Origin of the sequence: Marinobacter sp. LA51 (genome assembly GCF_030297175.1) — a bacterium.
Taxonomy (GTDB): Bacteria; Pseudomonadota; Gammaproteobacteria; order Pseudomonadales; family Oleiphilaceae; genus Marinobacter; species Marinobacter apostichopi.
In genome coordinates this window covers 3266707-3291738 of the sequence record NZ_AP028070.1, presented here as the reverse complement: position 1 = coordinate 3291738, position 25032 = coordinate 3266707, and the positions used below count along the sequence as shown (strand labels likewise).

General features: G+C 58.0%; 21 protein-coding genes and 1 other RNA gene. 6 read left to right on the top strand and 16 right to left on the bottom strand.

The genetic code is table 11. The features are described from left to right. Positions 1 to 81: 81 nt before the first annotated feature. Positions 82 to 1449, top strand: a complete 1368-nt coding sequence (senA, locus tag QUE89_RS15275) for a selenoneine synthase SenA (protein ID WP_286220898.1) — start codon at positions 82 to 84, stop codon at positions 1447 to 1449. Between the two features lie 27 nt (positions 1450 to 1476). Here the strand turns inward: senA and QUE89_RS15270 are convergent, their stop codons facing one another. From QUE89_RS15270 to QUE89_RS15220, 11 genes are all read right to left on the bottom strand, one after another. Then, on the bottom strand, positions 1477 to 3030 hold the full coding sequence (locus QUE89_RS15270) for a cation:proton antiporter family protein (RefSeq protein WP_286220897.1): 1554 nt from the start codon (positions 3028 to 3030) through the stop codon (positions 1477 to 1479). 160 nt (positions 3031 to 3190) lie between these two features. Continuing rightward, positions 3191 to 4477 carry a phosphoribosylamine--glycine ligase gene (gene purD / locus QUE89_RS15265; protein ID WP_286220896.1) on the bottom strand — a complete coding sequence of 429 codons (1287 nt, stop codon included), beginning with the start codon at positions 4475 to 4477 and terminating at the stop codon, positions 3191 to 3193. 27 nt (positions 4478 to 4504) lie between these two features. Continuing rightward, positions 4505 to 6085, bottom strand: coding sequence for a bifunctional phosphoribosylaminoimidazolecarboxamide formyltransferase/IMP cyclohydrolase (gene purH, locus QUE89_RS15260; RefSeq protein WP_286220895.1), 1581 nt, complete (start codon positions 6083 to 6085; stop codon positions 4505 to 4507). Positions 6086 to 6168: 83 nt separating this feature from the next. After that, positions 6169 to 6486, bottom strand: a complete 318-nt coding sequence (gene fis, locus QUE89_RS15255) for a DNA-binding transcriptional regulator Fis (RefSeq protein ID WP_138438663.1) — start codon at positions 6484 to 6486, stop codon at positions 6169 to 6171. Further along, positions 6483 to 7478: a tRNA dihydrouridine synthase DusB gene (dusB, locus tag QUE89_RS15250; protein ID WP_286222921.1), complete on the bottom strand. Its 996-nt coding sequence runs from the start codon at positions 7476 to 7478 to the stop codon at positions 6483 to 6485. The genes fis and dusB overlap by 4 nt, the downstream gene beginning before the upstream one ends. 228 nt (positions 7479 to 7706) lie before the next feature. Beyond that, a complete protein-coding gene (locus QUE89_RS15245; RefSeq protein ID WP_286220894.1) occupies positions 7707 to 8939 on the bottom strand; it encodes a DUF3426 domain-containing protein in 1233 nt (410 codons plus the stop codon). Between the two features lie 61 nt (positions 8940 to 9000). Beyond that, positions 9001 to 9897 (bottom strand): 50S ribosomal protein L11 methyltransferase, encoded by an 897-nt coding sequence (gene prmA, locus QUE89_RS15240; protein WP_286220893.1) that lies wholly within the window; start codon positions 9895 to 9897, stop codon positions 9001 to 9003. A gap of 29 nt (positions 9898 to 9926) precedes the next feature. Next, the gene (accC, locus tag QUE89_RS15235; protein ID WP_286220892.1) at positions 9927 to 11273 is read right to left on the bottom strand and encodes an acetyl-CoA carboxylase biotin carboxylase subunit; all 1347 of its coding nucleotides are present in this window, start codon (positions 11271 to 11273) and stop codon (positions 9927 to 9929) included. An 18-nt stretch (positions 11274 to 11291) separates the two neighbouring features. Further along, positions 11292 to 11753, bottom strand: coding sequence for an acetyl-CoA carboxylase biotin carboxyl carrier protein (gene accB / locus QUE89_RS15230; protein WP_286220891.1), 462 nt, complete (start codon positions 11751 to 11753; stop codon positions 11292 to 11294). A 27-nt stretch (positions 11754 to 11780) separates the two neighbouring features. Next, the gene (gene aroQ, locus QUE89_RS15225) at positions 11781 to 12221 is read right to left on the bottom strand and encodes a type II 3-dehydroquinate dehydratase (protein WP_286220890.1); all 441 of its coding nucleotides are present in this window, start codon (positions 12219 to 12221) and stop codon (positions 11781 to 11783) included. A gap of 274 nt (positions 12222 to 12495) precedes the next feature. Next, positions 12496 to 14109 carry a diguanylate cyclase gene (locus tag QUE89_RS15220; RefSeq protein ID WP_286220889.1) on the bottom strand — a complete coding sequence of 538 codons (1614 nt, stop codon included), beginning with the start codon at positions 14107 to 14109 and terminating at the stop codon, positions 12496 to 12498. 195 nt (positions 14110 to 14304) lie between these two features. On the opposite strand from QUE89_RS15220, the gene QUE89_RS15215 reads away from it, so the two are divergent. Together QUE89_RS15215 and QUE89_RS15210 are read left to right on the top strand one after the other, a co-directional pair. Continuing rightward, entirely contained in the window at positions 14305 to 16305 is a 2001-nt protein-coding gene (locus QUE89_RS15215; protein WP_286220888.1) for a bifunctional diguanylate cyclase/phosphodiesterase, read from the top strand. A gap of 6 nt (positions 16306 to 16311) precedes the next feature. After that, on the top strand, positions 16312 to 17364 hold the full coding sequence (locus QUE89_RS15210) for a DUF2333 family protein (protein WP_286220887.1): 1053 nt from the start codon (positions 16312 to 16314) through the stop codon (positions 17362 to 17364). Positions 17365 to 17436: 72 nt separating this feature from the next. Here the strand turns inward: QUE89_RS15210 and ppa are convergent, their stop codons facing one another. Both ppa and QUE89_RS15200 read right to left on the bottom strand, forming a co-directional pair. Continuing rightward, positions 17437 to 17964 carry an inorganic diphosphatase gene (ppa, locus tag QUE89_RS15205; RefSeq protein ID WP_286220886.1) on the bottom strand — a complete coding sequence of 176 codons (528 nt, stop codon included), beginning with the start codon at positions 17962 to 17964 and terminating at the stop codon, positions 17437 to 17439. A gap of 150 nt (positions 17965 to 18114) precedes the next feature. After that, complete coding sequence (locus tag QUE89_RS15200) at positions 18115 to 19272, bottom strand: acyl-CoA dehydrogenase family protein (RefSeq protein WP_286220885.1); 1158 nt, start codon at positions 19270 to 19272, stop codon at positions 18115 to 18117. 371 nt (positions 19273 to 19643) lie between these two features. Here QUE89_RS15200 and QUE89_RS15195 point away from each other — a divergent pair, with 371 nt between their 5' ends. Beyond that, a complete protein-coding gene (locus QUE89_RS15195) occupies positions 19644 to 21356 on the top strand; it encodes an Ig-like domain-containing domain (protein ID WP_286220884.1) in 1713 nt (570 codons plus the stop codon). A gap of 46 nt (positions 21357 to 21402) precedes the next feature. Here the strand turns inward: QUE89_RS15195 and rpiA are convergent, their stop codons facing one another. Further along, positions 21403 to 22077, bottom strand: a complete 675-nt coding sequence (gene rpiA / locus QUE89_RS15190) for a ribose-5-phosphate isomerase RpiA (protein ID WP_286220883.1) — start codon at positions 22075 to 22077, stop codon at positions 21403 to 21405. 133 nt (positions 22078 to 22210) lie between these two features. Between rpiA and ilvA the strand changes: the two genes are divergently transcribed. Both ilvA and QUE89_RS15180 read left to right on the top strand, forming a co-directional pair. Further along, positions 22211 to 23746, top strand: coding sequence for a threonine ammonia-lyase, biosynthetic (gene ilvA, locus QUE89_RS15185; RefSeq protein ID WP_286220882.1), 1536 nt, complete (start codon positions 22211 to 22213; stop codon positions 23744 to 23746). A gap of 300 nt (positions 23747 to 24046) precedes the next feature. Continuing rightward, positions 24047 to 24211 carry a hypothetical protein gene (locus tag QUE89_RS15180; protein WP_286220881.1) on the top strand — a complete coding sequence of 55 codons (165 nt, stop codon included), beginning with the start codon at positions 24047 to 24049 and terminating at the stop codon, positions 24209 to 24211. Here the strand turns inward: QUE89_RS15180 and QUE89_RS15175 are convergent. Beyond that, the gene (locus tag QUE89_RS15175) at positions 24181 to 24828 is read right to left on the bottom strand and encodes a 5-formyltetrahydrofolate cyclo-ligase (protein ID WP_286220880.1); all 648 of its coding nucleotides are present in this window, start codon (positions 24826 to 24828) and stop codon (positions 24181 to 24183) included. The genes QUE89_RS15180 and QUE89_RS15175 overlap by 31 nt on opposite strands. A gap of 4 nt (positions 24829 to 24832) precedes the next feature. After that, positions 24833 to 25014: non-coding RNA, 6S RNA (gene ssrS, locus QUE89_RS15170), on the bottom strand. Positions 25015 to 25032 lie beyond the last annotated feature (18 nt).

The following is a 25032-nucleotide window of genomic DNA, read 5'->3' as shown; positions in this document are numbered from 1 at the left end:
AAAGGTTGTCGACACTTGGGCTGGCATTCGCCGGTGACTGTATCTGTTATGCTGAATCGAAAATGGAAGACAACGTGGCTTATGGGCGATAAAAAACCTTTGAACGCTATGGACGCAATGAAAGACGAGCTGCTGCAAGAACTGGAACGGACTCGACAACGCACCCGGGCACTGATCACATCGTTGCCTGTGGCGATGCTCGACGTGCCTTACCATCCAGGTGTAAACCCGCCGCTATGGGAGATGGGGCATTCCGCGTTCTTCTACGAGGTCTTTGTGTTCAATCTTCTTGACGGCACCGCCAGTTTCAATCCAGCGATGGATGATCTTTGGGACTCCTTCCATATTGAACATCGGGATCGCTGGAGCCGTGATTTGTTCCCGGGGCACGAGGAGACACTGGCCTATTTCGATACCGTGTATGACCGGGTTGCGGAGCGCATCCTCTGCCAGCCACTGGATGACCGCACACTGTATCTGAATCGTTACGCCATTTTTCACCAGAACATGCACATTGAGTCCATGATCTGGTGTCGGCAAACGGTTGGTTATCCGGCCCCGCCGGATGCCACACCGGTTCGACCGGCCATTGGTGAACCGGTAGCGGGCGACGCCACCGTTCCGGCCGGACGCTGGGTCATCGGCATGCCCGGGGAGTCTGCAGCCTACGCGATGACAGATTTTGCCTTCGACAGTGAGAAACCAGGATTTGAAATTGAGCTGGATGCATTCGCCATCTCACGCCTACCGGTGTCCAACGCGGACTTTCTGGCCTTTGTGGAAGACGACGGCTATAAGAAGCCCGAATACTGGTCGTTTGGAGGCCGTAAGTGGCTTCAAACCGAAGTGGATGTGGCCCTGGTGCATGGTAGTACCGAACCGTTGGTCAGAGCGCCGGGGCACCCCCTATACTGGCGCTGGCATGAAGGTCAGTGGCAGGAGCGGGTGTTCGATCGCTGGAAGTCTCTGAACAAAGACGCCGCCGTGACGCACATTAGCTACTGGGAGGCGGAAGCATACTGTACTTGGGCCGGGCGGCGGTTACCGACCGAGTATGAATGGGAGGTCGCCGCTCTGGGCAATCGACCGGGTGAGCCGTTCCAGCGTTTCCCTTGGGGCAACACACCTGCGAGTGCTAGCCTTGCCGACCTGGACGGCCAGGCGTTGGGCCAGAACCCGGTCTACGATTATCCGGACGGCGACAGCCGGTTCGGTTGTAGGCAGATGATGGGTGGCGTCTGGGAATGGACCAGCAGTCAGTTTTTCCCTTACGACGGTTTCAAGATCGATATGTATCCGTTCATGTCCACCCTGCAGTTTGGTGATCACAAGGTCACCCGGGGAGGCAGCTGTGCGACGTCAACCTGTCTGATTCGGGGCACCTACCGGCAGGCGTACCTGCCCCTGCGTAACGACGCCTTCACCGGGTTCCGCACTTGCGCACTCTGAGGTGTCGGGCCCTTCGCTCCCCGTTTGTCAGTCGGGGCTAGGCTCGGCCCGGTGTATTATGTGGCTGGCGAGAGCGACACCGGTCTCGTCCATGGTCAGGTAGGCCTCGTTGGCGCCGGCTTCGCGGATCTGGAGTGCCTCGTCCGGGTACATGGTATGGGCGACGATGTAGCCTCGGAAGCCTAGCTTGCGCAACATGCGCGCAGCAATCAGCTTACCTTCAATATCGCCCAGGGCCAGGATGACAGAGTGTACGGCCGGCATATGCAGTCCATGCCAGAAGGAAGCATCCTCGGCGTCGGCAAACACCACGTTACGGCCCTGTTTTTGGTGCTTCAACGCTTTGGCCGGATCGGAATCCAGGCCCATCAAGTCGGGCTCATGTTTGGCAACCCAGTCGTAGGCCGCAGTCCCTGTGCGGCCCATGCCCATGATCAGCACCCGGGCATTACCCACGGACAGTGGCTGTTCATCCGGATGGTGTTTTTGCCCTTCAAACCGGCTTAGGCCAGCGGCATAGCGCTCGAAGATGACGTGGGCGAACCGGTTCAGGGGCGCGGAAATCACGAATGAGATTGCCACCGAGATTGCCAGCGGTACCAGCCAGTCCGGCAGCGCCACGCTGGCGACAATGAGGCCAAACTCGCTGTAGTTGGTCAGCGCCAGAGAGCTGAGAAAGCCACTCCGAGCACGCAATCGGAACGCCAGCAGCAGAAAGAAGAACAAGATGCCTTTCAACGGCAGGACGAAGGCCGCGACGATGGCAAAGATCAGTGATTGCTGGTCCGGCAGGCCGCCGATGCCGATCTGTAAGAAAAAGCCGACCAGGAACATCTCCTTGACGCTCCACAGCGATTTGGACAGCTCCTGAGAGCGGGGATGCTTGGCCAGAATGGCGCCAAAAACCAATGCCCCCAGCTCCGAGCTAAGCCCCACCGATTCGAAACCGTAACCGCCAAGAACCAGCGCCAGTAACAGGCCTAGAAGAACCAGCAACTCATCGTGACCGCTGGCATCCAGCAGGCGGAACAGCAGCGGGCGCAGCAGCGGCAGACCAAATACAATCAGGGCCCATTGCGAGGGGGTCTGGCCCGCCGCCAGGCTCATCACTGCCAGGGCGATCAGGTCCTGCATGATCAGGATGCCAATGGCGACCCGGCCATGGAAGGCACGCAGCTCCCGCTTAGATTCCAGCACCTTGGCTGCCAGTACGGTTGAGGAAAACGAAAGGGCTATGGCTAGCATCAACGCCGTTTTCCAGGACAGGTCCATTAACAGATACAGCGCGGGGGTGAAAATTGCGCAGGTGATGCCAAAGTGCAGCAGACTGCCGCCAATGACTTCCGGGCTAACGATGGATCTGAGCTTGAGCTTCAGTCCCACGGTAAATAAGAGAAGGAGCACGCCTAAATGAGCAATGTGGCCCAGGGCATCGGTTGCCTCAATGGCCAGCCCCGTTACTGCTGACAGGCCACTAAGCAGGAAACCTGCGGCCAGGTAACCCACCAGGGGCGGCAGGCCAAAACCTTTGACCAGCAAGCCGAGGGCAAAGGCAAATGAAATCCAGAGAGCTTCGGGCATAGGTCCGTCTTTTTTTACTCAGGGTTTCTGTTGCAAGGCTATCCTGTTTTCCCAGCCCGGTGTAGTTGCTGTCGGCAGAATCTCCCTGAATTTACTCGTAATACAGGGCCTGCCAAAAAAAAGCCCGATCAACGACCGGGCTTCATTTCAGTGTGCTGGATCAGGACTGCTCTCGGGCGATGGCCCGGAAGGCGATGTCCTTGCGGCAAAAGACACCGTCCCAGTGGATCTTGGCGGCCAGTTCGTAAGCCCGCTGCTGGGCTTCGGTTACGGACTTGCCCAAGGCGGTGGCGCAAAGCACTCGTCCGCCGTTGGTGACTACCTGCTCACCCTGGAGCTTCGTGCCGGCGTGGAACACTTTCTCGCCGTCGATCTCAGTCTCTGGTAGGCCGGAAATGGCGTCGCCCTTATTGTAGCCGGCGGGATAACCACCGGCGGCCAGGACGATGCCGACTGACGCACGGTCGTCCCAATCGGAGCGACACTGGTCCAGCTTGCCGTCGATGGCGGCACTGCACAGTTCGACCAGGTCTGACTGCATGCGCAGCATGATCGGCTGGGTTTCCGGATCACCGAAGCGGCAGTTGAACTCAATGACCTTGGAAGTACCGTTGCCGTCGATCATCAAACCGGCGTACAGGAAACCCTTATAGGGATGACCCTCGGCCGCCATGCCACGCACGGTTGGGTAGATGACTTCGTCCATGATGCGCTGGTGCACATCGGCAGTGACCACCGGGGCGGGAGAGTAAGCACCCATACCGCCGGTGTTGGGGCCAGTGTCACCATCACCCACGCGCTTGTGATCCTGGGAGGTGGCCATGGCCAGCACGTGCTCGCCGTCGACCATGACAATGAAGCTGGCTTCCTCGCCGTCGAGAAATTCCTCGATGACTACCCGGCTGCCGGCGTCGCCGAAGGCATTGCCCGCCAGCATGTCACGGATGGCATCCTCAGCTTCTGCCAGGGTCATCGCGACGATGACGCCCTTGCCGGCGGCCAGGCCATCGGCCTTGACCACAATGGGCGCGCCCTGCTCACGAACGTAGGCCAGGGCCTCGTCGACGTCGGTAAAGTTGGCGTAGGCCGCAGTCGGGATGTTCTGGCGTGCCAGGAAGTCCTTGGTGAAGGCTTTGGAGCCCTCCAGTTGGGCAGCACCGGCACTGGGGCCGAAGACCCGCAGGCCGCGCTCTTCGAACTGGTCAACAATGCCAGCCACCAGCGGCGCCTCGGGCCCAACGATGGTCAGGCCAACGTTGTTGGTGGCTGCGAAGTTGGCGAGTCCGTCAAGGTCCATCACATCAATGTTGACGTTCTCAAGGCCTGGCTCACGCGCGGTACCGGCGTTGCCGGGAGCAACAAAGACACGGTCGGCCTCAGGAGACTGGGCGGCTTTCCAGGCCAGTGCGTGTTCGCGGCCGCCGTTGCCGATCACAAGAATGTTCATGTTTGGAATCCTTTAGCTGGTCCGGAATCAGTGACGGAAATGGCGCATGCCGGTGAATACCATGGCAATTCCATGCTCGTTAGCAGCGTCGATCACTTCCTGGTCGCGCATGGAGCCACCCGGCTGAATCACCGCGGTGATCCCGGCCTTGGCAGCAGCATCAATGCCATCCCGGAACGGGAAGAAGGCGTCTGAGGCCATCACTGATCCCTTCACTTCCAGGTTCTCATCCGCGGCCTTGATACCGGCGATCTTGGCACTGTAGACCCGGCTCATCTGGCCGGCGCCGACACCAATAGTGCGGCCCGCCTTGGCGTAGACAATGGCGTTGGACTTGACGTACTTGGCCACTTCCCAGGCAAACAGCAGGTCGTTGAGTTCGGCTTCAGAGGGCTGGCGCTCGGTCACGACTTTGACGTCGGCCATGGCAACCATGCCGAGATCACGATCCTGTACCAGCAGACCACCGGTCACCCGTTTGTAGTCCAGAGTCTGGGCTCGCTCGCCATTGAGTTCACCACACGCGAGTAGACGGACATTCTTCTTCGCCGCTACCAGCTCAACCGCTTCGGGGGCGATGGTCGGAGCAATGATAACTTCAACGAACTGGCGGTCGATGATGGCCTTGGCCGTATCTGCGTCCAGCTCACGGTTGAACGCAATGATGCCGCCAAAAGCGGAGGTCGGATCGGTGGCGAAGGCCAGATCGTAGGCCTGACGGATGTCGGTGCCAATGGCTACACCGCAGGGGTTGGCGTGCTTCACGATCACACAGGCCGGGTCGGCGAAGGGCTTAACGCATTCCAGCGCGGCATCAGTATCGGCCACGTTGTTGTACGACAATTCTTTGCCCTGCAGCTGTTTTGCCGTGGCGATGCAGGCTTCCTTCGGATTGCGCTCGGTGTAGAACGCGGCGCGCTGGTGCGGGTTCTCGCCGTAGCGCATGTCCTGGACTTTCACGAACTGGGTGTTAAAGGTGCGTGGAAACTCGGCGTTGTCGTTGTCCGGTGTGCGCCCGCCCAGGTAGTTGGCAATCGCGCCGTCATACCCAGCGGTGTGTTCAAAGGCCTTAACTGCGAGGTCAAAGCGGGTGCTGTAAGTCAGCTCACCGTCGTTCTCTTCCAGCTCTTTCAGGACCCGGCTGTAATCCGAGGCGTTGACCACAATGGCTACGTCGTTGTGGTTTTTGGCAGCGGCGCGGACCATGGTGGGGCCGCCAATGTCGATGTTCTCGATGGCCGTGGCCAGGTCACAGTCCGGGTTGGCGACGGTTTCCTCGAACGGGTACAGGTTCACCACCACCATGTCGATCGGGTTGATACCGTGCTCGCCCATAACCGTGTCGTCGGTACCCCGGCGACCTAGAATCCCGCCATGAATTTTCGGATGCAGGGTTTTAACCCGGCCGTCCATCATTTCCGGGAATCCGGTGTAGTCGGATACTTCGGTCACCGCAATGTTGTTTTCCTTCAGGAGGCGGAAAGTGCCTCCGGTGGAAAGCAGTTCGATTCCGCGTTCGGTCAGGGCGCGGCCGAAGTCTACGATGCCACTTTTATCACTGACGCTGATCAACGCGCGACGGACGGGGGAGTTAGCCTGGTTTACCATGAGTCACTTTCTTTGCTGGAGATGAACGAATAAGGGCCTCGCGAATCATTCCGGGAGGCCCTTAGCAAGTCAGGGTGTCTGGATTATAGCAGACCGTACTGCTTCAGCTTCTTGCGGAGGGTTCCGCGATTCAGCCCAAGCATGGTCGACGCCTTGGTCTGGTTGTTGCGGGTGTATTTCATCACCTGCTCCAAAAGCGGCGCCTCAACCTCGGACAGTACCAGTTGATAGACCTCGGTTACTGGCGCTCCGTCCAGCTGGGCGAAATAGTTCTTCAGGGCAACTTCCACGCTGTCACGCAGGGTGACACTGTTGCCGCTGCCATTGACGGTCTGAAGCTGGTGAATATCTTCATTGGCTGGGGTGCTTAGATTGTCGTGTGCCAAAGTCTCAGCGCTCATGCTGCGAATACCTCTCCATTTCGTAAGCCTGAAAAATACTGTTGAATGCTGTCTTTCTGCTCCACCGCGTCTTCGATGGCGTTGAAGCGTTTGCGAAACTCTTTGTTCTGGTCGTGGGACTGCAGGTACCAACCCACGTGCTTTCTGGCGATGCGAACACCCATGGTTTCGCCGTAGAAGCTGTGCAGCTCAGCCAAGTGTTCGATCAGAATTCGTTCCACTTCGCCAAGAGGCGGCTCTGCCAAGTGTGTTCCTGTCTCCAGGAAGTGAAGAATCTCCCGGAAGATCCAGGGCCGCCCCTGGGCACCACGGCCGATCAGCAGGCCATCGGCGCTGGTGTGCTTGAGCACGGATTGGGCCTGCTCTGGCGTGGTGATGTCGCCATTGGCAAATACCGGAATCTGGACCCGGGATTTGACCTCGGCGATGGTGTCGTACTCGGCCTCGCCATTGTATTTGTCGGCCCGGGTACGACCATGGATCGCCAGCGCCTGAATGCCGGCATCCTCGGCCATTCTGGCAATGATCGGGGCGTTCCGGTTGTCCCGGTCCCAGCCGGTGCGCATTTTCAGCGTGACCGGGATGTTCACCGCGTTCACGACCGCCTTCAGAATATCGTTGACCAGTGCCTCATCTTTCATCAGGGCAGAGCCTGCGGCCTTGTTACAGACCTTCTTGGCCGGACAACCCATGTTGATGTCGATGATCTGGGCGCCAAACTTCGCGTTTTGCCGGGCGGCGTCGGCCAGCATCTCCGGGTCTCCCCCGGCAATCTGCACCGATCGGGGCTCCGGCTCGCCGTCGTGGTTGAGTCGGGTCTGTGATTTTCGCGTATGCCAGAGCCTGCTGTCCGCTATGACCATTTCCGATACCGCAAGACCTGCTCCCATCCTTCTGCACAGCAGTCGGAACGGCCGGTCTGTCACACCGGCCATGGGCGCAACAATGAGCGGGTTGGGCAGGATGTACGGCCCGATTTTTGCCGTCGGCAGCATGATCTGAGTCCGTGTCGCAGCGGGTTTAGCAAGCGTCGGATTCGAACGACTGTTCAATAAATAATCGATCGAGGTTCCGAAGGGCGCTAATGATACCGCCGGGTGGGACATGATTGAAGGGGCAGGAACACGAAAAAACTGATTATTTTTCGTGCTTTCTGGTTGACTTTTGTTCTCCGTGGTGACGATCGAGGTTCACTGTTGAGTAAACACTTGCTTATCACATCAGGGCGTATAGGGGCGGAAGTTCAGGTTGTAATTCACTGCATCCTTGCCGGGATCGCGGATTTCGATGGCGATACGTACCGGCGTATCCTTGGGCATGGCGCTGAGTCCCTGGCCTTCACCGGCAAGGTACTCGTCCGGCGTGAAAATACTTTGAGCCACGACATCGCCGTTTAGGTTGGAGAAGGTCAGGGCGATGGCCGGGAAGGGCTGTTCAAAGTCGGCGCGGTTGATGATTACCGCGTTCACCACCAGCTGACTGCGGTTGTCCGGATCGGTTCGAACGACCAGTTTGCGGCTCTGGATGGCATCGACATTGATCAGCGGCTTCAGCTTACAGCCGGCGATGGCGCACCCTTTCTCGTAGAACGGGCGCAGCTCGGGGATAGAGGAGAGGCGGTCAAACTGGAACCAGGCCACTTGCGCCACCAGGATGCCAATCAACGACAGCACCACCACTGACCATATGACCGTGCGCAGCTTGCCTGAGTTGTCGCCTCGAACGGATACCGGTTCCCGGCGCAGGTTGTCGTAGGGCAGGGTCGCAGCCATGGGTTCGCTCAGCTGGTCGTCCCTGGCATCGAAGTCAAAGTCAGTGTCGTTGCCAAATGGTTCGTAGAAGTCGTCTTGTGGCTCGGTTTCCGGTGATGTCTGGACGGGCTTAGTCTCGGGTTCCGGCTCGAAGTCCGAAGTCATGCCCGGATCAAAGCTTGGCTCGGCGGTTTCGGTGGGAACGTCCGGTTCTGGTTCGGAGGCCTGGACTTTTTCTGGAGGCTCGCCTTCAGGTGCCGGCTTGCTGGCGGGTTTGGCCGTTTCATTCAGGATGGCCTCGGCCCAGCTTTCGTCCGCGTCTTTGGTGGTGCCGTCGTCCACGGCATCCTGGAAGTCGCTGCCACGCTTGTCATCCATGGTGCGGAAGCTATCGCTGAGTTCGTCGTCGGAGAAGGTCAGCTTGGTGCCGGCGTAAGGTCCTTCGCTGGCGTCTTCCTCGGGGTTGTCGGCGAAGACGAAGTCTTCTTCAGGGGTACGATAATCTCCGGAGGTCTCCGGCTCGGGCTGAGCCGCTGCTGGCTTCGAGCTGCTCCGGGGCATCACCTGATGCTCGATGGCGTTGAATACCGACAAGCAGTTCCCGCAGCGGACCTTGCCCTTGGCGATACCAAGTTGTTCATCCGTTACCCGGAACCGGGTCTCGCATTTTGGGCATTGGGTCTGCAGGCTGCTCGAGGTCATGCTTTGTTCCTGAAAGCGACGGGGCTACGAGTGCGCAGTTTAGTCGCTAAGGCACTGTTCGTCATCCGTTGTGGCGCCGTCCTGTGAGGCGTATCCATTCCTCGCGTTGCTCGGGCTCGTCCATGATGAACCAGGGTTCATAGGCCGCCATCACTTCGCGGGCCTGATGGGACAGGATTCCGGATAGGACAAGGTCGCCACCGGGCTTGGTCAGCTTGGCCAGGTGCGGTGCCAGGCCGATCAAGGGCTGGGCGAGAATGTTGGCCAGCATGACATCGACTGCAGAGTTGGGCTCGTTTTCCGGCAGGTACAGGGTGAGCCGGTCATCGGCCACGCCGTTGCGTCGGGCATTCTCGCGGCTGGCATCCAGCGCCTGGGGATCGGTATCGACACCCACCACATGATCCGCACCGAGCAACAGGGCCGCCAGGCCGAGGATACCGGAGCCGCAGCCATAATCGGTCACTTGCCGGTTCTGCATGTCCTGGCCGTCGAGCCACTCCAGGCACAGGGCCGTGGTCGGATGGGTCCCGGTGCCGAAGGCCAGGCCGGGATCCAGCATCAGGTTGGCGGCGTCGGGGTCCGGGGCATCGTGCCAGCTGGGCACGATCCATAGGCGTTCGCCAAATTTCAGGGGCTCGAAATCGTCCATCCACGCCCGTTCCCAGTCCTTGTCTTCGACCAGGGTGACGTCAATGTCGGGGAGGGTTTGCTGAGTGGCCTGGTGCCAGGCATCTCGAACATCGGCGCACAGTTGGTCAATGTCCCGGTCGGACTGGAACAGCCCGGTAACCGTCGTCTGACTCCACAGTGGTGTGGTGCCCGGATCGGGCTCGTACAGTGGTTGGTCAGCGGCGTCTTCCATGGAGACGGCATCAGCGCCCATTTCCATGAGCAGATCTTCCAGCTGATCGGCGTTATCCGGGTCAGCTGGGATCTGTAGTTGTATCCAGGGCATAGAGGTTCCTGCGGTGACGATGCAGGACGTCAGTCCCGCATCAGCTTTTCAAGGTAATGGATGGTGAAGTCTACCTGTTTAAAGCCGCCGTCGCGCACCAGTTTCCCATGCAGAGACTGATTGGTCTTGATGCCTTCGACGACCAGCTCATCCAATGCGTTCTTCATGCGTCGGCGAGCGATTTCCCGGTCATCACCCCAGGTGATCAGCTTGGCAATCAGGGAATCATAGAAAGGCGGAACGGTGTAGCCGCTGTAAAGGTGCGAGTCGACACGAACCCCGTTACCGCCGGGTGCGTGGAAGTGCTTCACTTTGCCTGGGCTGGGAACGAAGGTCTTCGGGTCTTCGGCATTGATCCGGCACTCGATCGCATGCCCGGAGATCCGGATGTCATCCTGGGTGTACTGCAGCGGCAAGCCACTGGCAATACGCAGCTGCTCGCGCACGATGTCGACACCGGTGACCATCTCGGATACCGGGTGTTCCACCTGAACCCGGGTGTTCATTTCGATGAAGTAGAACTCGCCGTCCTGGTACAGGAACTCGAACGTACCGGCACCCACGTAACCGATTTCCTTACAGGCATCAACGCAGGCCTTGAGAGTGCGCTCTCGGGACTCAGGGTTCACATTTGGTGCCGGTGCTTCTTCGATCACCTTCTGGTTACGGCGCTGCATTGAGCAGTCTCGGTCGCCCAGATGAATGCAGTTGCCGTGCATGTCTGCCAGTACCTGAACTTCCACGTGACGTGGCCGCTCCAGGAATTTTTCCAGGTACACGGTCGGGTCGCCAAAGGCATTGCGGGCTTCACTCTGGGTGATCTGCACACCCTTGAGCAGCGCGGCTTCCGAGTGCACCACCTGCATGCCCCGGCCACCGCCGCCTGACGCCGCCTTGATCATGACCGGATAGCCAATTTCGCGGGCGATGCGCAGAGTGCGCTCGTCGTCGTCGGTGATCGGGCCATCAGACCCGGGTACCGTCGGTACGCCTGCGCTGATCATGGCATTGATCGCGGAGACCTTGTTACCCATCAATCGGATGGTGTCGGCCTTGGGACCAATGAAGTGGAATCCGCTTTTTTCCACCTGTTCAGCAAAATCGGCGTTCTCCGCAAGAAAACCGTAGCCGGGGTGAATGCCTACGGAATCGGTCACTTCGGCAGCGCTGATGATGGTGGGGATGTTCAGGTAGCTTTCCAGCGGGCTGTTAGGTCCGATGCAAACGGATTCGTCTGCCAGCCTAACGTGCATCAGGTCGCGATCGACCTTGGAATGAATCGCTACAGTCTTAATGCCCAGCTCTTTGCAGGCACGCAGGATCCGGAGGGCAATTTCACCCCGGTTTGCGATCAGAACTTTTTCTAACATGGCCATGAGTAGCTATCACCGAGTTCAGGAAATGACGATCAGGGGCTGATCAAACTCCACCGGCTGGCCGTTCTCGACCAGAATTTCCGTGACGGTACCGCTCTTGTCGGCCTCGATCTGGTTCATCATCTTCATCGCTTCAACGATGCAGATAACCTCACCGGCTTTCACAGACTGGCCCACTTCAACAAATGCTTTCGCAGAGGGTGAAGGTGCGCGGTAGAAAGTGCCGACCATCGGCGACTTCAGGGAGTGTCCGCTGGGTGCGGCGGGTGCTGCGCTTTCCTGAGCCGGCGCGGGCGCAGAATCCTGGGCAGGTGCTGATTGCGGCGCCGGAGCCGGGTAATGGCTCACGTACTGGGTGCCGGCAACCTGCTCGCGGCGTCGGGAGATGCGAACCGAATCGTCTCCTTCGTGAATCTCCAACTCTTCGACGTCGGATTCTTCAAGCAGTTCGATCAGTTTTTTGACTTTGCGAATATCCATAGTTAATCCAGTCCCGTTATGTCTGGTCTATCGGTGAATGCGCTGCAGGGCTGCCTGGAGGGCAAGGTCGTACCCCTGGCTACCCAGCCCACAGATAACGCCATCGGCGATATCGGAAAAATACGAGTGATGGCGGAACGATTCCCGCGCATGGACATTGGAAAGATGCACTTCAATGAAGGGGATGCCCGACGCCAGCATCGCATCCCGGAGGGCAATGCTGGTGTGGGTGAACGCGGCCGGATTGATAAGGATGTAATCCACGCCTTCGGCCCTTGCTTCATGAATCCGTTCGATCAACTCATACTCGGCGTTGGACTGCAGGTGGAGCAGATGATGTCCTAGGTCTGCCGCTTGTTGTCGCAGTCGATCGTCGATGTCGTTCAGAGTCTCGTGGCCATAGACCTCGGGCTCGCGGGTTCCGAGCATGTTCAGGTTCGGGCCATGGAGCACGAGAATTGTCGACATGGTTCAGTCTGCCTTGATGTCTTTTTTACAGGATCGCCGAAAATAACAGCACGTTCCCATAATGGTGCGTGCTTGTTTCATTCAGATCAATACTTTTTGACAATCATCCATGTTGTCCATTGGTCGTAAAAAAAGGCTGAAAACCGAAACGGGATCTTTCCGTTGATGACAATCATTGTCGTGAAGGGTGGCGCTTAGCGCTATACGACGTTGGTTTCATAGGGGGAATACGGAGCCGGGCAGGTTCAGAGGGCCTGCCCGGCTCTTCTTGGGCTTATGTCTCAGCCAGTGTGACGCAGTTGCGCCCCTGTTCCTTGGAGGAGTAGAGCGCACGGTCGGCGCGTTCGCACAGGGCTTGTGAGCTTTCATTGTCCCAGCTGGCAACGCCACAGCTAAAGGTGACATTGAACTCGCGATCACCCGCGGGCTGCAGTAACTCGGAAAAGCGCTCGCGAATTTCGTTAAGCACGTTGCGGGCATCGCTGGGCCGGGTATCGGGCAGGATGATGGCGAATTCCTCGCCGCCGTAGCGTCCGATATGGTCGGTCTTGCGCAGACGTTGTTTGAGGAACATCGAAAGACTGCGCAACACGCGGTCACCTATGGGGTGGCCAAAGGTGTCGTTCACTTTCTTGAAGTAATCGATGTCGAGCATGACAAAGCACAACGACTGCTCTTTCTGCCGGGCTCGCACGATTTCCTGCTCCAGCAGGTGCAGAGTGTGAGTGTGGTTGTACAGGCCAGTCAGGCTGTCACGAATCATCAGGGCGAGCAGCGAACGGGCCCGCCGCCCCCGGTTGTGGATGGTAGAAACCAGATGCTTGGGATCAATGGGTTTGGTCAGGAAGTCGTCGCCACCCAGGCTCATGGCATGCAGCTGTTTGGTCACGTCTTCTTCGGCTGACAGGTAAATGATCGGCACACTGTGGAAGCGATCCTGTTGGCGAATTACCCGGGCGATCTCCATACCGGTGCAGCCGGGCATGTACATGTCGAGAATGATGATCTCCGGGGAGAACTCCTCCAGGGCATGAATGATCTGCAGCGGGTCGGTGATGATGTGGGCGGTCATGCCGGCCTTGCGCAGCACGGTTTCCATGTACTTGGCCTGAGCCCGGGAATCGTCCAGCACCAGCACCTTGTAGGGCTCGACGGAATTGCCGTGGGTGTAGGTTTCGATCTTTTCAATCAGCTGGCCGGGATCGACCGCCGGGTAGAAAAACTCTTCGCCGCCACAACGAGAGGCTCGTAACCGGGTCTCAATGCTGCCGTCCTCGTCGCTCACAAAGATGATGGGGATGGGTGTGTCGTGGCGCTCCTGCAGTTGCTCAATGGTGGCAATGCCCGCGTTCACAACACCGCTGAAATTCACATCCATCAGGATGGTTTCGGGCTTGTGCAGGGCGCAGGCGTCTATAAGCTTCTCTGCTGAGGTAAACGCTTCCGCTCGGAAGCCAAAGAATTCAAGCTGGCGGATCAGCCGGACAGCCATCTCCTCATTAGCTAAGGCAATGTACACCGGTGTGCGACGGAACTGGTGCGGCGCTTCGGTGTTCTCCTGATCGGTGCGACGCAGGGTGCTTCGGGACAGCGATTCAATGGCGTCCTGGATTGGGCGCTCAAGATCATCTTCCAGTGGCGAATTGGCCTGCCAGTCCTTCAATAATTCCAGAATCTGGGTGCCGGCCTCGGCGTGGCTGGTCATTTCAAAGCGCTGGGCGTAGCGCACCAGCTTATCGGTTGCCGCCGCAAACTCATCTCGCAAAGCGCCAGCCAGGTTGCGGTCCTTGTGAATCTCCTGCCAGGTGTCCAGTACAACCCGCGCCTGGGTTGTTACACGTCGTGCGAAATGTTGCCTGAGTTTCTCTTTCTGGCTTTCGTCATTCATGGTGCTCTGGCCTGTCTCTTTTCGTTATTGGTTGTCCATTGCAGTCAGGACGAATTTTCCAGCTTAGTCCCTATGCAGAGTCTATAGTGTTTAGAGTTGTCGGCGTAGGTTGCTCGTTGTAAATGTTTGTCAACTCTGCGGTGCTAGTCACAATCCATTGACCGGCGGGCGCGCAGCCTATCGGAGAGATCTGTCATGGCGGATACGCACAGCGTGATTGATCCCAGGCAGTCTGGCGCAGTCACTCTACGGGCCATTCTGTTGCTGTTCACCGGCTCGCTACTGGTGCTGGTGCTTGTTGCTGGCTTCATCACCAGCTACGGCTATTTTCGAACCTACGTCTCCGAGCAGCTTGCCGGCCACGCCCATGACGGCGCCACTGCCGTCGGCCTGTCGCTTTCCAATGCCATCGACGCCCGCGATCCAGTGGCGGCGTCGTCCCTGATCGATGCCGTATTCGACAGTGGCCGGTACCTGTCGGTCCGATACCTTAACCATGAGGGCACCGAAGTCGCCGGTCGTACCATGAATCGGTCCAGTAGCTCGGTGCCCGACTGGTTCCGGTCGATTGCCAATCTCAAGTTGCCGGTGGCGGAAGCCGAAGTGGTGCGGGGCTGGAGTCGTCTGGGCAAAGTCCAGGTTGTGAGCAACCCCGGTCGGGCCTATCAGGACTTGTGGCGGATCACTATCGGCTTGATTGCCAGTACAGCGTTCATTGGCGGAATTGGGTTGTTCCTGCTTTTCCTCCTGCTGAAGCGAACGTTGCGACCGCTGAGGGCACTGGAACTGCAGGCCCAGGCGCTGGGTCAGCGCAATTTTCGGCAGCGGGTGGCGGTACAGTCGACCAGGGAGCTGAATCAGGTCACCGCGGCCATGAATCAAATGGCGGATGACCTGGGCCAGCTGTTTGAAGGGCAGGCGAAACTGATTCAGCATCTGCGGCGGATGAACAGTGAAGACCCGGTGACCGGTCTGTCCAGTCGCAGCGCGTTCGACCAGCGGCTGAAGGCGGAGGTGGAGTCAGAGGAAAGGGCTGCGCCCGGGGTTCTCATCCTGGTGCGGTTATCGGAGTTTGCCAGTTACAACCAGGCTTACGGGCGCAGTGAAGCCGACCGGGTATTGCTGCGGGCCGCCGAGGTAGTCAACGGATTCGTTGAGTCGCATATAGGTTCATTTGCCGGTCGCCGTGCCGGGGCTGAGTTTTCTATTTTTGTACCCGGCGCGCTGCTGGCGGATGCCGGTGTCTGGTGTAAGGAGCTGGTGTCGGAGCTGGATGGGCTCTATGCAGATCTGGCGGCGCCACTGGACACCGCTGTCCATGCCGGTTTGGCGCGCACGTCGGAAGGTCGTGGCATTGGGGAGGTGCTGGCCGCCGCCGATGAAGCCTTGCGGCTGGCTCAGGAAAGTGAGGAATCCGATTGTTACATGGCGGAACCTGACAAGGAGGGCCATCACAACTTGGAAACCTGGCGGGTCATCATCAGTCAGGCAATCCAGGATCAGAAGTTGTCACTGTGGTTGCAGCCTATGGTCAGCGAACAGCAGAGCCAGCCAGTTTATCATCAGGTGTTTTCCCGCATCGAGGGACCCGAGGGTATGCTGAAAGCCGGTGCTTTTATTCACATCGCTGAACGCTTCGGTTTGATATCGGATATTGATCGCATGCTGATCCAGCGAGTTCTCACCTGCCTTATAGAACATCCAGAACGGTCTCTGGCGATATCACTGGGAAGCGCCTCCGTGGCCAGTGAGGAATTCCGCAAGGAGTTCATCGCCCAGTTGGAGGCGACAGGGCCCGGGGCAGGGAATCTCTGGGTCGGTATTTCCGAGCACATAATTCATCACCACAGAACCGCAGTGGGTCTGCTGGTTCGTGCCCTGGTTCGACTGGGCGTGCCGGTACTGGTCGACCGGTTTGGGGTTGGGGGTCTGCCCTTTAGTTACTTGAGGAATCTGAGTGTTCAGGCATTGCGTATCGATAACTCGTTCATTCACGATATAGATACCCATGAGGAGAATCGTTTCTACCTCGAGTCCGTGGTGTCCATCGCGCACAGTCGGGGCGTCAAGGTGTTTGCCACCGGCGTGGAGACAGCGGCGGAGTACTCGGTACTCTGTAAGCTGGGTATCGACGGGGCCATGGGTTACCATCTCGGACGACCATTTGCGGCAGACCAACAACCGACAGGGGAATAACAGTCTATGCCAGGCAAACTCAGACAGTATTTCAGGGACAAGAAAGATGATGCACAGGATTATGCCGGTGGCAGCGGTGTGGTCGGTAAATTTATCCTGATCCTGCTGGTGGTGTACCTGCTGGTGACCGTGGTTCTGGGCATGTATTGGAGCAGCGAGCCAGAAGCCTTCTCCGTTCGCGAACACACACGCTCCCTGGCCAACAGCATGCAGCGCGAGCCGATCACGGGCTTCGCCACTACAGCCACCACCATCCGCATTGCTGAGACCCTGCTGGACAAGCCGGGCGGTTACATCTCCAATGACATTTTCCCCCCGGGGCTGTGGCTCGACAACATGCCCAACTGGGAATACGGCGTGCTGGTGCAGTTGCGGGATTTGTCCCGCGCCTTGCGTAAGGACATCAGCCGTTCACAGAGTCAGTCTGCTGAAGACCGCGATCTGACCGTCGCCGAACCTCAGCTGCACTTCGACAGCGGAAGCTGGGCCATTCCCTCCACCGAAGCTGAGTATCGTCGCGGCATCGGCGCACTCAAGCGCTACCTCAATCGTCTCTCAGATCCGGAACAGGCCGATGCCCAATTCTTTGCTCGCGCCGACAACCTGAGCAACTGGCTGGCGGATCTGGAAACCCGGCTGGGCAGTCTTTCTCGGACTCTGGGTGAGAGTGTCGGCAAGGCGTCGGTTTCGGACGCAGTAGCCAATGTTAATCAGGATAATCCGCTCGAAGAGGAAACCGGGGCTATCGACGTGAAAACGCCCTGGACTGAAATCGACGATGTGTTCTATGAGGCCCGTGGCAGCTCCTGGGCTTTGCTTCATATCTTCCGGGCTATTGAAGTGGATTTCCGCAAAGTGCTTCAGGACAAGAACGCCATGGCGAGTGTGAAGCAGGTCATCATCGAGCTGGAAGGTGCCCAGGGATCCATGTGGAGTCCCGTTGTGCTGAACGGTAGTGGCTTTGGCGTACTGGCGAACCATTCGCTGACCATGGCGGCTTATCTGTCGCGGGCTAATGCGGCTATCAGCGATATGCGGGATCTGCTGTCCCGGGGTTAATCAGCGGGATAGTCGGAACCATAAAAAAACCGGGCAGCTGCCCGGTTTTTTTATGCCTTGCAATCCGTCAGGTCAGCCCTTGTAGGCTTTGATGGAATCGACAATGGCTTGCTTGGCTGCGGCTGCATCGGCCCAACCCTGGACCTTGACCCACTTGCCGGGCTCCAGGGTCTTGTAGTTTTCGAAGAAGTGCTTGATCTGGTCACGCAGCAACTGGGGCAGGTCTTCGATGTCCTGTACGCTCTGGTATGCAGTGGTCAGTTTGTCGTGGGGAACCGCAACCAGCTTGGCATCGCCACCGGCTTCGTCTTCCATGTTCAGGACGCCAACCGGGCGGCAGCGGATCACAGAGCCTGCCTGCACCGGGTAGGGAGTAACAACCAGCACGTCCAGCGGGTCGCCGTCGTCGGCTAGGGTGTGCGGGATGAAACCGTAGTTGGCCGGGTAGAACATCGGGGTGGCCATGAAGCGATCTACCAGCAGGGCACCCATGTCCTTGTCCAGTTCGTACTTGACCGGCGAGCTGTTGGCCGGGATTTCAATGGCAACGTAGATGTCTTCCGGCGGGTTCTTGCCGGCAGGGATATTATCGAATTGCATAGCTAATCCTTCCTGATGCGTGAGGTACGTTAACTGCGGTTAAAAAGTGGGCGCAATTATACGGAAGTCTCCTGCAGTTCGAAACTAAACGTTGGTAGGTCTGCCCCGGCAAGAAATTACGATAGGGACAGGCGGTTCTCCTCCACCCCTTTACAGCGTGAGTTGTTTGGCAATCAGCTCTTTCATGATTTCCGTAGTGCCGCCGCCAATGGAGAGTATCTTGGCATCCCGGTACAGGCGCTCAACGACAGACTCACGCATGTAACCCATGCCGCCGAACAGCTGCACCGCTTCGCGGGTCACCTTTTCGCAGACCTCGACCGAGAAGTTCTTGGCCATGGCCACTTCCTTGACCGGGTTCTTGCCCGCCTGCATCAGCGTCGCACAGCGGTAGGTGTATTCACGGGCCACGTCGATCTGGGTGGCCATGTCCACCAGTTTGTGGCGGGTAACCTGATAACCGGTGAGGTTGCGGCCAAAGGCCTCGCGCTGGCGGGTGTAATCCAGGGCGGCCTCATAAGCGAGCTGCGCTGTCATGTAGGCCATGATCGCCAGCATCAGGCGCTCGGCCAGGAAATTGCTCATGATGACTGCAAAGCCGGCGTTTTCCGCGCCGATCAAACGGTCTGCGGGCACCCGGCAATCCTCAAAGAACAGTTCCGCGGTGTCGCTAGCCCACCAGCCCATTTTCCGCAGCTTATTGCCGGTGGAGAAGCCGGGCATGTCCCGGTCGATCAGCAACAGGCTGACACCGCCGTGGCCTTCGCCACCGGTTCGCACTGCGACGGTGTAATGGTCGGCGCGCAGTCCGCTGGTAATGAAGGTCTTGCTGCCATTCACGATGAAATGGTCGCCGTCTCTGACGGCTCGGGTTTTCAGGTTGGCGACGTCGGAACCGCCGCCGGGTTCGGTGATCGCCAGGGCGGAGATCTTCTCACCCCGCAGCACCGGCGGCACGATCTGCTCGCGCAAGTCGGGCCTGGCCCATTTCGCCACCGGTGGCAAGCCAATGTCGAGCGAGCCGAGACCGGCCACCAGGCCGCCGGAGGTAGAACGCATGAGTTCTTCTGATACTGCCACCCTCAGGAAGATGTCGCCCTCGCCGGTTCCGCCCAGTTCTTCCGGAAAACCGATGCCCAGCAGGCCCGCGTCACCCGCTTTCTGGTAGAGCTCTCGGGGAAATTCGCCGGCCTCTTCCCAGTCGTCGATGTGCGGCAGCACATGGGTGCTGATGAATTTCCGGGCGCTTAGCCGCGCCTGCTCGTGAATGTCATTGAAGTAATCGGCCACGCGAAGGCTCCCTTGCATTAAGTTCGCAGCAGGCAGTGTTGCGCATTTTTTTAAGCCAAGCAAGCGCTTGGTTTGTTGGGTGGTGGGGAAGTTGAGCAGGGCGAGGGAGGAGGGAGAAAAAGTCAGCGAGCAAAATGGGCTGACCTGACTGTAAAGAAAGCGGAACAACGCTGGCATCTCCACCGAGCTCACCTAAACTTCAAATGAGGGATACACAGAAAGCTCGCTCTGCTTGGGACGATGCACGGGCATCTTCAGGCGCTCTGGGCGATAAAAAAAGGGACAGGCCTGTCAGCACACTGCATTTTGGCTTTACACATTATTTGGTTCCCGGTCCAAAACCTGACTGAACCGAGGAGCTGATCGATTCTCTACTTGGAGGCTGTCCTATGTGGAGATTGTTGTTTGGTTCTGCCAATTGCCGTATCGGCACACTTCTTTTGATCGCTGGAACGCTCAATGGATGCGACTGGGATGCCAGCTCCGGTAAGTCTGGGAGCAAGGCTGCTGAACCGGATACTACGCCGGCTGTTGTTGAATCGGATACCACGCCTCCTGCTGTTCGGGCGATTAATCCATCGGATGGCAGTGAGGGCGTGTCGCGAACGGGTGCGATCACCGCCGAATTTGATGAGGATATTTTTGCGGAATCCGTAGACGAGGACAGTTTCTCGTTAATAAGGTCTGCAGACAGCAACAACCACGCAGGTACGGTCGAATTCGACGCCAATAGCAACACCGCAAGCTTTTCTCCGAACACGCCGCTTTCCATGCTGGAAGCCTACAGTGCAACGCTAGGCACCGAAATCACGGACCTCAGCGGTAACCCGTTGGCTGCGGAGTATACGTGGTCATTCACCGCTGCTGACGGCGCGTGGAAGACTGCTGAGTTGATTGAGACCAACAATGTCGGTGGTGCTAACGCGTCCCAGATTGCCGTCGATGCCGACGGACGGGCTCTGGCGGTCTGGGAGCAATTCGAGGACTCTCGGCACAAAATATGGGCCAACCGCTTTGATGGTACCTCTTGGGGAGTGGCGGAGATCATCGAAGCCGGCAGTGGCGGAGCCGCCTCGGCACCCCAAATCGCCCTCAATGCAGGTGGTCAAGCCGTCGCTGTGTGGACACAAGTTGGCAATACTCGGATCAGTGTGTGGGCTAATCGGTTTGATGGCAGTGCCTGGGGAGCGGCTGAAGTGATCGATGTCGACGACTTGGTGAATTCCCGCTCTCCCCAGGTCGCTATCGATGCTGACGGCCGAGCCATTGCAATATGGGCGCAGTTTGATGGCTCCTGGTACAGAATATGGACGCGCCGCTTTGACGGAACCGATTGGGGAGCGGCTGAGCTAATCGAGGCCGACAATTCAGGCGGCCTCGGAGATGCCTCCGTTCCGCAAATTGTGCTCGATGCTAGCGGCCGGGCTCTTGCCGTGTGGGCGCAATTCGATGGCTCTCGCACTAACATATGGGGTAATCGTTTCGACGGCAGTGCCTGGGGAACTGCTAGTCGGATACAGACTGACATCGCTAGCGAAGCCGCGGCTCCCCAAATCGCAATTAACCCCGACGGTCAGGCTTTTGCTGTATGGATTCAGTCCGATGGTACTCGAGACAACATCTGGGCCAACCGCTTTGACGGCAATGCCTGGGGAACGGCCGAGCAGATTGAAACCGACAATGCTGGCGGAGCCTCCGGCCCACAAATAGCTCTCGATGCCGATGGCGGGGCCATAGCTGTTTGGCAACAATTCGATGGTGCTCGCAACAACATATGGGCCAATCGATTTGATGGCGGCGCTTGGGGCGCGGCGGAGCAAATCGAGACCGACAACGCTGGCAGTGCTGTTGCACCGCAAATCGCCCTGGACGCCAAAGGCCGGGCTCTTGCCGTATGGCATCAATCCGATGGTTCGCGGAACCACATCTGGGCCAATCGCTTTGACGGCAACACCTGGAGAGAGGCTGAGCTTATCGAGACCGACGAGATCAACCGTGCCCGCTCTCCACAAGTCGCGTTCGACGCCGACGGCAGGGCCATTGCCGTGTGGCAACAATCCGATGGTGCTCGAGACAACATCTGGGCCAACCGCTTCGAGTGATATCGGCCCCCGAAAAAGCTGGCATGGAGGGCCGAAAAAACTCGGTCTACTTGCGCGGAATGCTGGTCACGCCGGTCGCTGTACCCAGCAGCAAAAGATCCGCTGGCCGGCGGGCGAACAGGCCGTTGGTGACCACGCCGACGATGTTGTTCAGCTTCTCTTCGATGTCGATCGGACGGGAGATGTCGAGGTTGTGCACGTCGATAATGATGTTGCCATTGTCGGTAACCACGCCTTCCCGATAGACCGGATCGCCGCCCAGTTTGACGATTTCACGTCCTACGTGGCTGCGTGCCATCGGAATGACTTCCACCGGCAGTGGGAAACTGCCAAGTACACCCACCATCTTGGATTCGTCGGCAATGCATATGAAGGTGTCGGCAACGGCAGCAACGATCTTTTCCCGGGTCAGGGCAGCACCGCCGCCTTTGATCAGCTCCAGGCGCTCGTTGGTTTCATCGGCGCCGTCGACGTAGAACTCCAGGATGCCCGCACTGTTGAGGTCGTAAACCGGAATATCATGGCTCTTCAGGCGCTCAGCGGTGGCCTCTGAGCTCGCCACGGCACCGTCAAAGTCGGTTTTAAGTTCTGCCAGCATGTCGATAAAAAAGTTGGCGGTGCTTCCGGTGCCGACGCCCACGACACTGTCACTATTCAGTCTCGGCGCAATGTAGTCGATGGCGGCCTTGGCTACGGTTTTTTTGAGTTCGTCCTGTGTCATCTGGAGCTCCGGGTGCAAATCTGATTGAGTTTGGCGCCATTATAGCCTCTGAGGGCGGCAAGCTTATAGACGGCTACCGTGCAATCTTTCTACACTGTGGGTTTTCCCTGAACACAACCAGAACGGAAGCACCATGCCGCAACGCTATATCAAGAAGATCCTCGATGCGCGCGTCTATGACGTGGCCATCGAAACACCGCTGACTGAAGCCCGCAGTTTGTCCAAGCGCTTTGGCAACAACATTCTGCTCAAGCGCGAAGACCTGCAGCCGGTGTTTTCCTTCAAGATTCGCGGCGCGTACAACCGGATTGCCCAGTTGTCTGAGGAACAGAAGGCCAAGGGCGTGATCTGTGCCTCAGCGGGCAACCATGCCCAAGGCGTGGCGCTGGCGGCCAAGAAACTGGGCATCAAGGCGGTGATTGTGATGCCCCAGACCACGCCGGAGATCAAGGTGCGCTCGGTGCGCGACCACGGTGCCCGAGTGGTACTCAAGGGTGATGCCTTTGACGAGGCCGCCACCCACGCTCAGGAGCTGATCCAGAAGCATGGTTACACCTACATCCCGCCTTACGACGATCCGGATGTGATCGCAGGGCAGGGTACGGTGGCGATGGAAATCATGTGGCAGTTGAGCAAACCCATCCACGCCATCTTCATCTGCGTTGGTGGCGGTGGCCTGATCGCCGGCATGGCCGCCTACATCAAATACCTGCGCCCTGAGATCAAGGTGATTGGCGTGGAGCCCGAGGATTCCAACTGCCTGCAGGCGGCACTCAAGGCCGGCGAGCGGGTGATTCTGGACGAGGTAGGCATCTTCGCCGACGGTGTTGCGGTTAAACAGATTGGCGAATACCCCTGGGAGATCTGCAAGGATTACGTGGATGAGGTTATCACCGTTTCCACCGATGAAATCTGTGCAGCGATCAAGGATGTGTTCGAGGACACCCGGTCGATTGCCGAGCCGGCCGGGGCTCTGGGTGTTGCTGGCGTGAAGAAGTACATCCAGCGAGAGCAGATCGAGGACGAGAACCTGGTGGCGACTCTGAGTGGCGCCAACATGAACTTCGATCGTTTGCGTTACATCTCCGAGCGTACGGAGATCGGTGAGCAGCGTGAGGCTATCCTGGCGGTCACCATCCCTGAGCAACCAGGCGCTTTCAAGACGTTCATCAACGCCCTGCACAAGCGCAGCATCACCGAATTCAACTACCGCTACGCCGATAGCGCTCAAGCTACTATCTTTGTGGGAATCCAGGTGCAGGCCGGTGGGCATGGCCGAGAGGATCTGGTGCAGGACCTTCGGGAAGCAGGCTATGGCGTGATCGACCTCACCGACAGCGATCTGGCCAAGCAGCACATTCGCCACATGGTGGGTGGTCATGCACCGGCGATCACCAACGAGCGGGTGTACCAGTTCGAGTTCCCGGAGCGCCCAGGTGCTTTGATGAAGTTCCTGATGTCACTGGGCACTCGCTGGAATATTTCGATGTTCCATTACCGCAACCACGGCGCCGCCTATAGCCGCGTGTTGCTGGGTGCGCAGGTGAATGACGACGAGGTGAAAGACTTCGAGAAAATGCTTGATAAGGTCGGATTCCGGTACGAAGACATGACCGATAACGAGGCTTATCAGTTGTTCCTTGGGGCCGGCAATCATCAGGCGAAATAACGAACCTGATAGCCGGGCCGAAAAGGCGTTCCAAAACTGTGCGGAGCCATGGATGGCGGAGCTCAAGCGCTACATGGATGTACTTGAGCGGGTTTTGGAACGTCTTTCCGGCTTGGCGTCCACTCCCGGCTGTATTTTACAGGCCGTCCCCGCGCATAGCGGGCAAAATATTACCTAATGGTAACCTGTCAAAAATTGTAAAACTGAAGATGCGTGATAATCTTTCGACTAATTCTTAATAACAAGAATAGTCGGCTGATTTTCCAGTCTTTTAGCAAAAATTTTTGAAGGAAGAAGACCATGGGTGGCAAACCTGACATCATCAAAGCCGTCGTACTGATTTTCGCTGCCGGCCTTGTGATTACTGGGTTTACGACCATTCAGGCATCCGAAGCTCCATCCCGCGCATACTCCAGCATCAACATGGATGCCTATCAGGCCGTCGACAGTCGCCGGAATCGGTAGCAGCGTTGGTCCGTCACCACGCCATGCAGCGGTATATCCCAGGTCTCAGTCGGTAACTCCTGCACTCTCTGAAAATCATGGGCTAGCCCGATAAGTTTGGGCGCCAACCTCGGACGCACTCGCGTGAAAGCGAACGTACGATCGTAAAATCCGCCGCCCATACCTAGCCGGCCACCGTTCTCGTCAAAACCCACCAATGGAAACAACACCGCATCCAGGGCCCAGGCAGGTCGTTTCAGGCCTTTGCTGAAAGCAGGCTCCGGTATGCCGAATCGATTGGCTTTCAGTTCAGACGTGTCGGTGAAGGGGCTGAACACCAGTGTGCCGGTGTGAATCGGGTGCAGAACCGGTAAATAAAAGCGAACACCTTTGCGTTCAGCAAGATCCATATACAATCTGGGGTCGATCTCGCCATCGTTGGGCAGGTAGATAGCGATATGGCGTGCCCGGTGCAAATCAGGGTGGGTCAGTAGATTCAGCGCGAGCTGTTCTGCGGCCTGTTGCTGCTGTTCGTAGGGAAGCGCTCGTCGTTGCTGGCGTAGGTGCTTGCGCAGGTCACTGCGAGATCGGGTATTTCGCTGGGTATCGAACGGTTGAGGGGCGATAAACTGGCTCAAAATAAAGCTTCCCGGGCTGCCGTTATCGGATGTTGCCCTTGAACCCAAAGTTCAAGGTCGGTGGCCGCTGTGACATATTAGGCTTTCCCCTGACGGGGACGTGCTCACAATGCCCTAAAGTAGCCACCTGGGTAATGCGCATCGGCTCGAGGACGTATCCGAATATCCCGCACAGCCCAGGAAGTTGACCTCATTATACGGGTA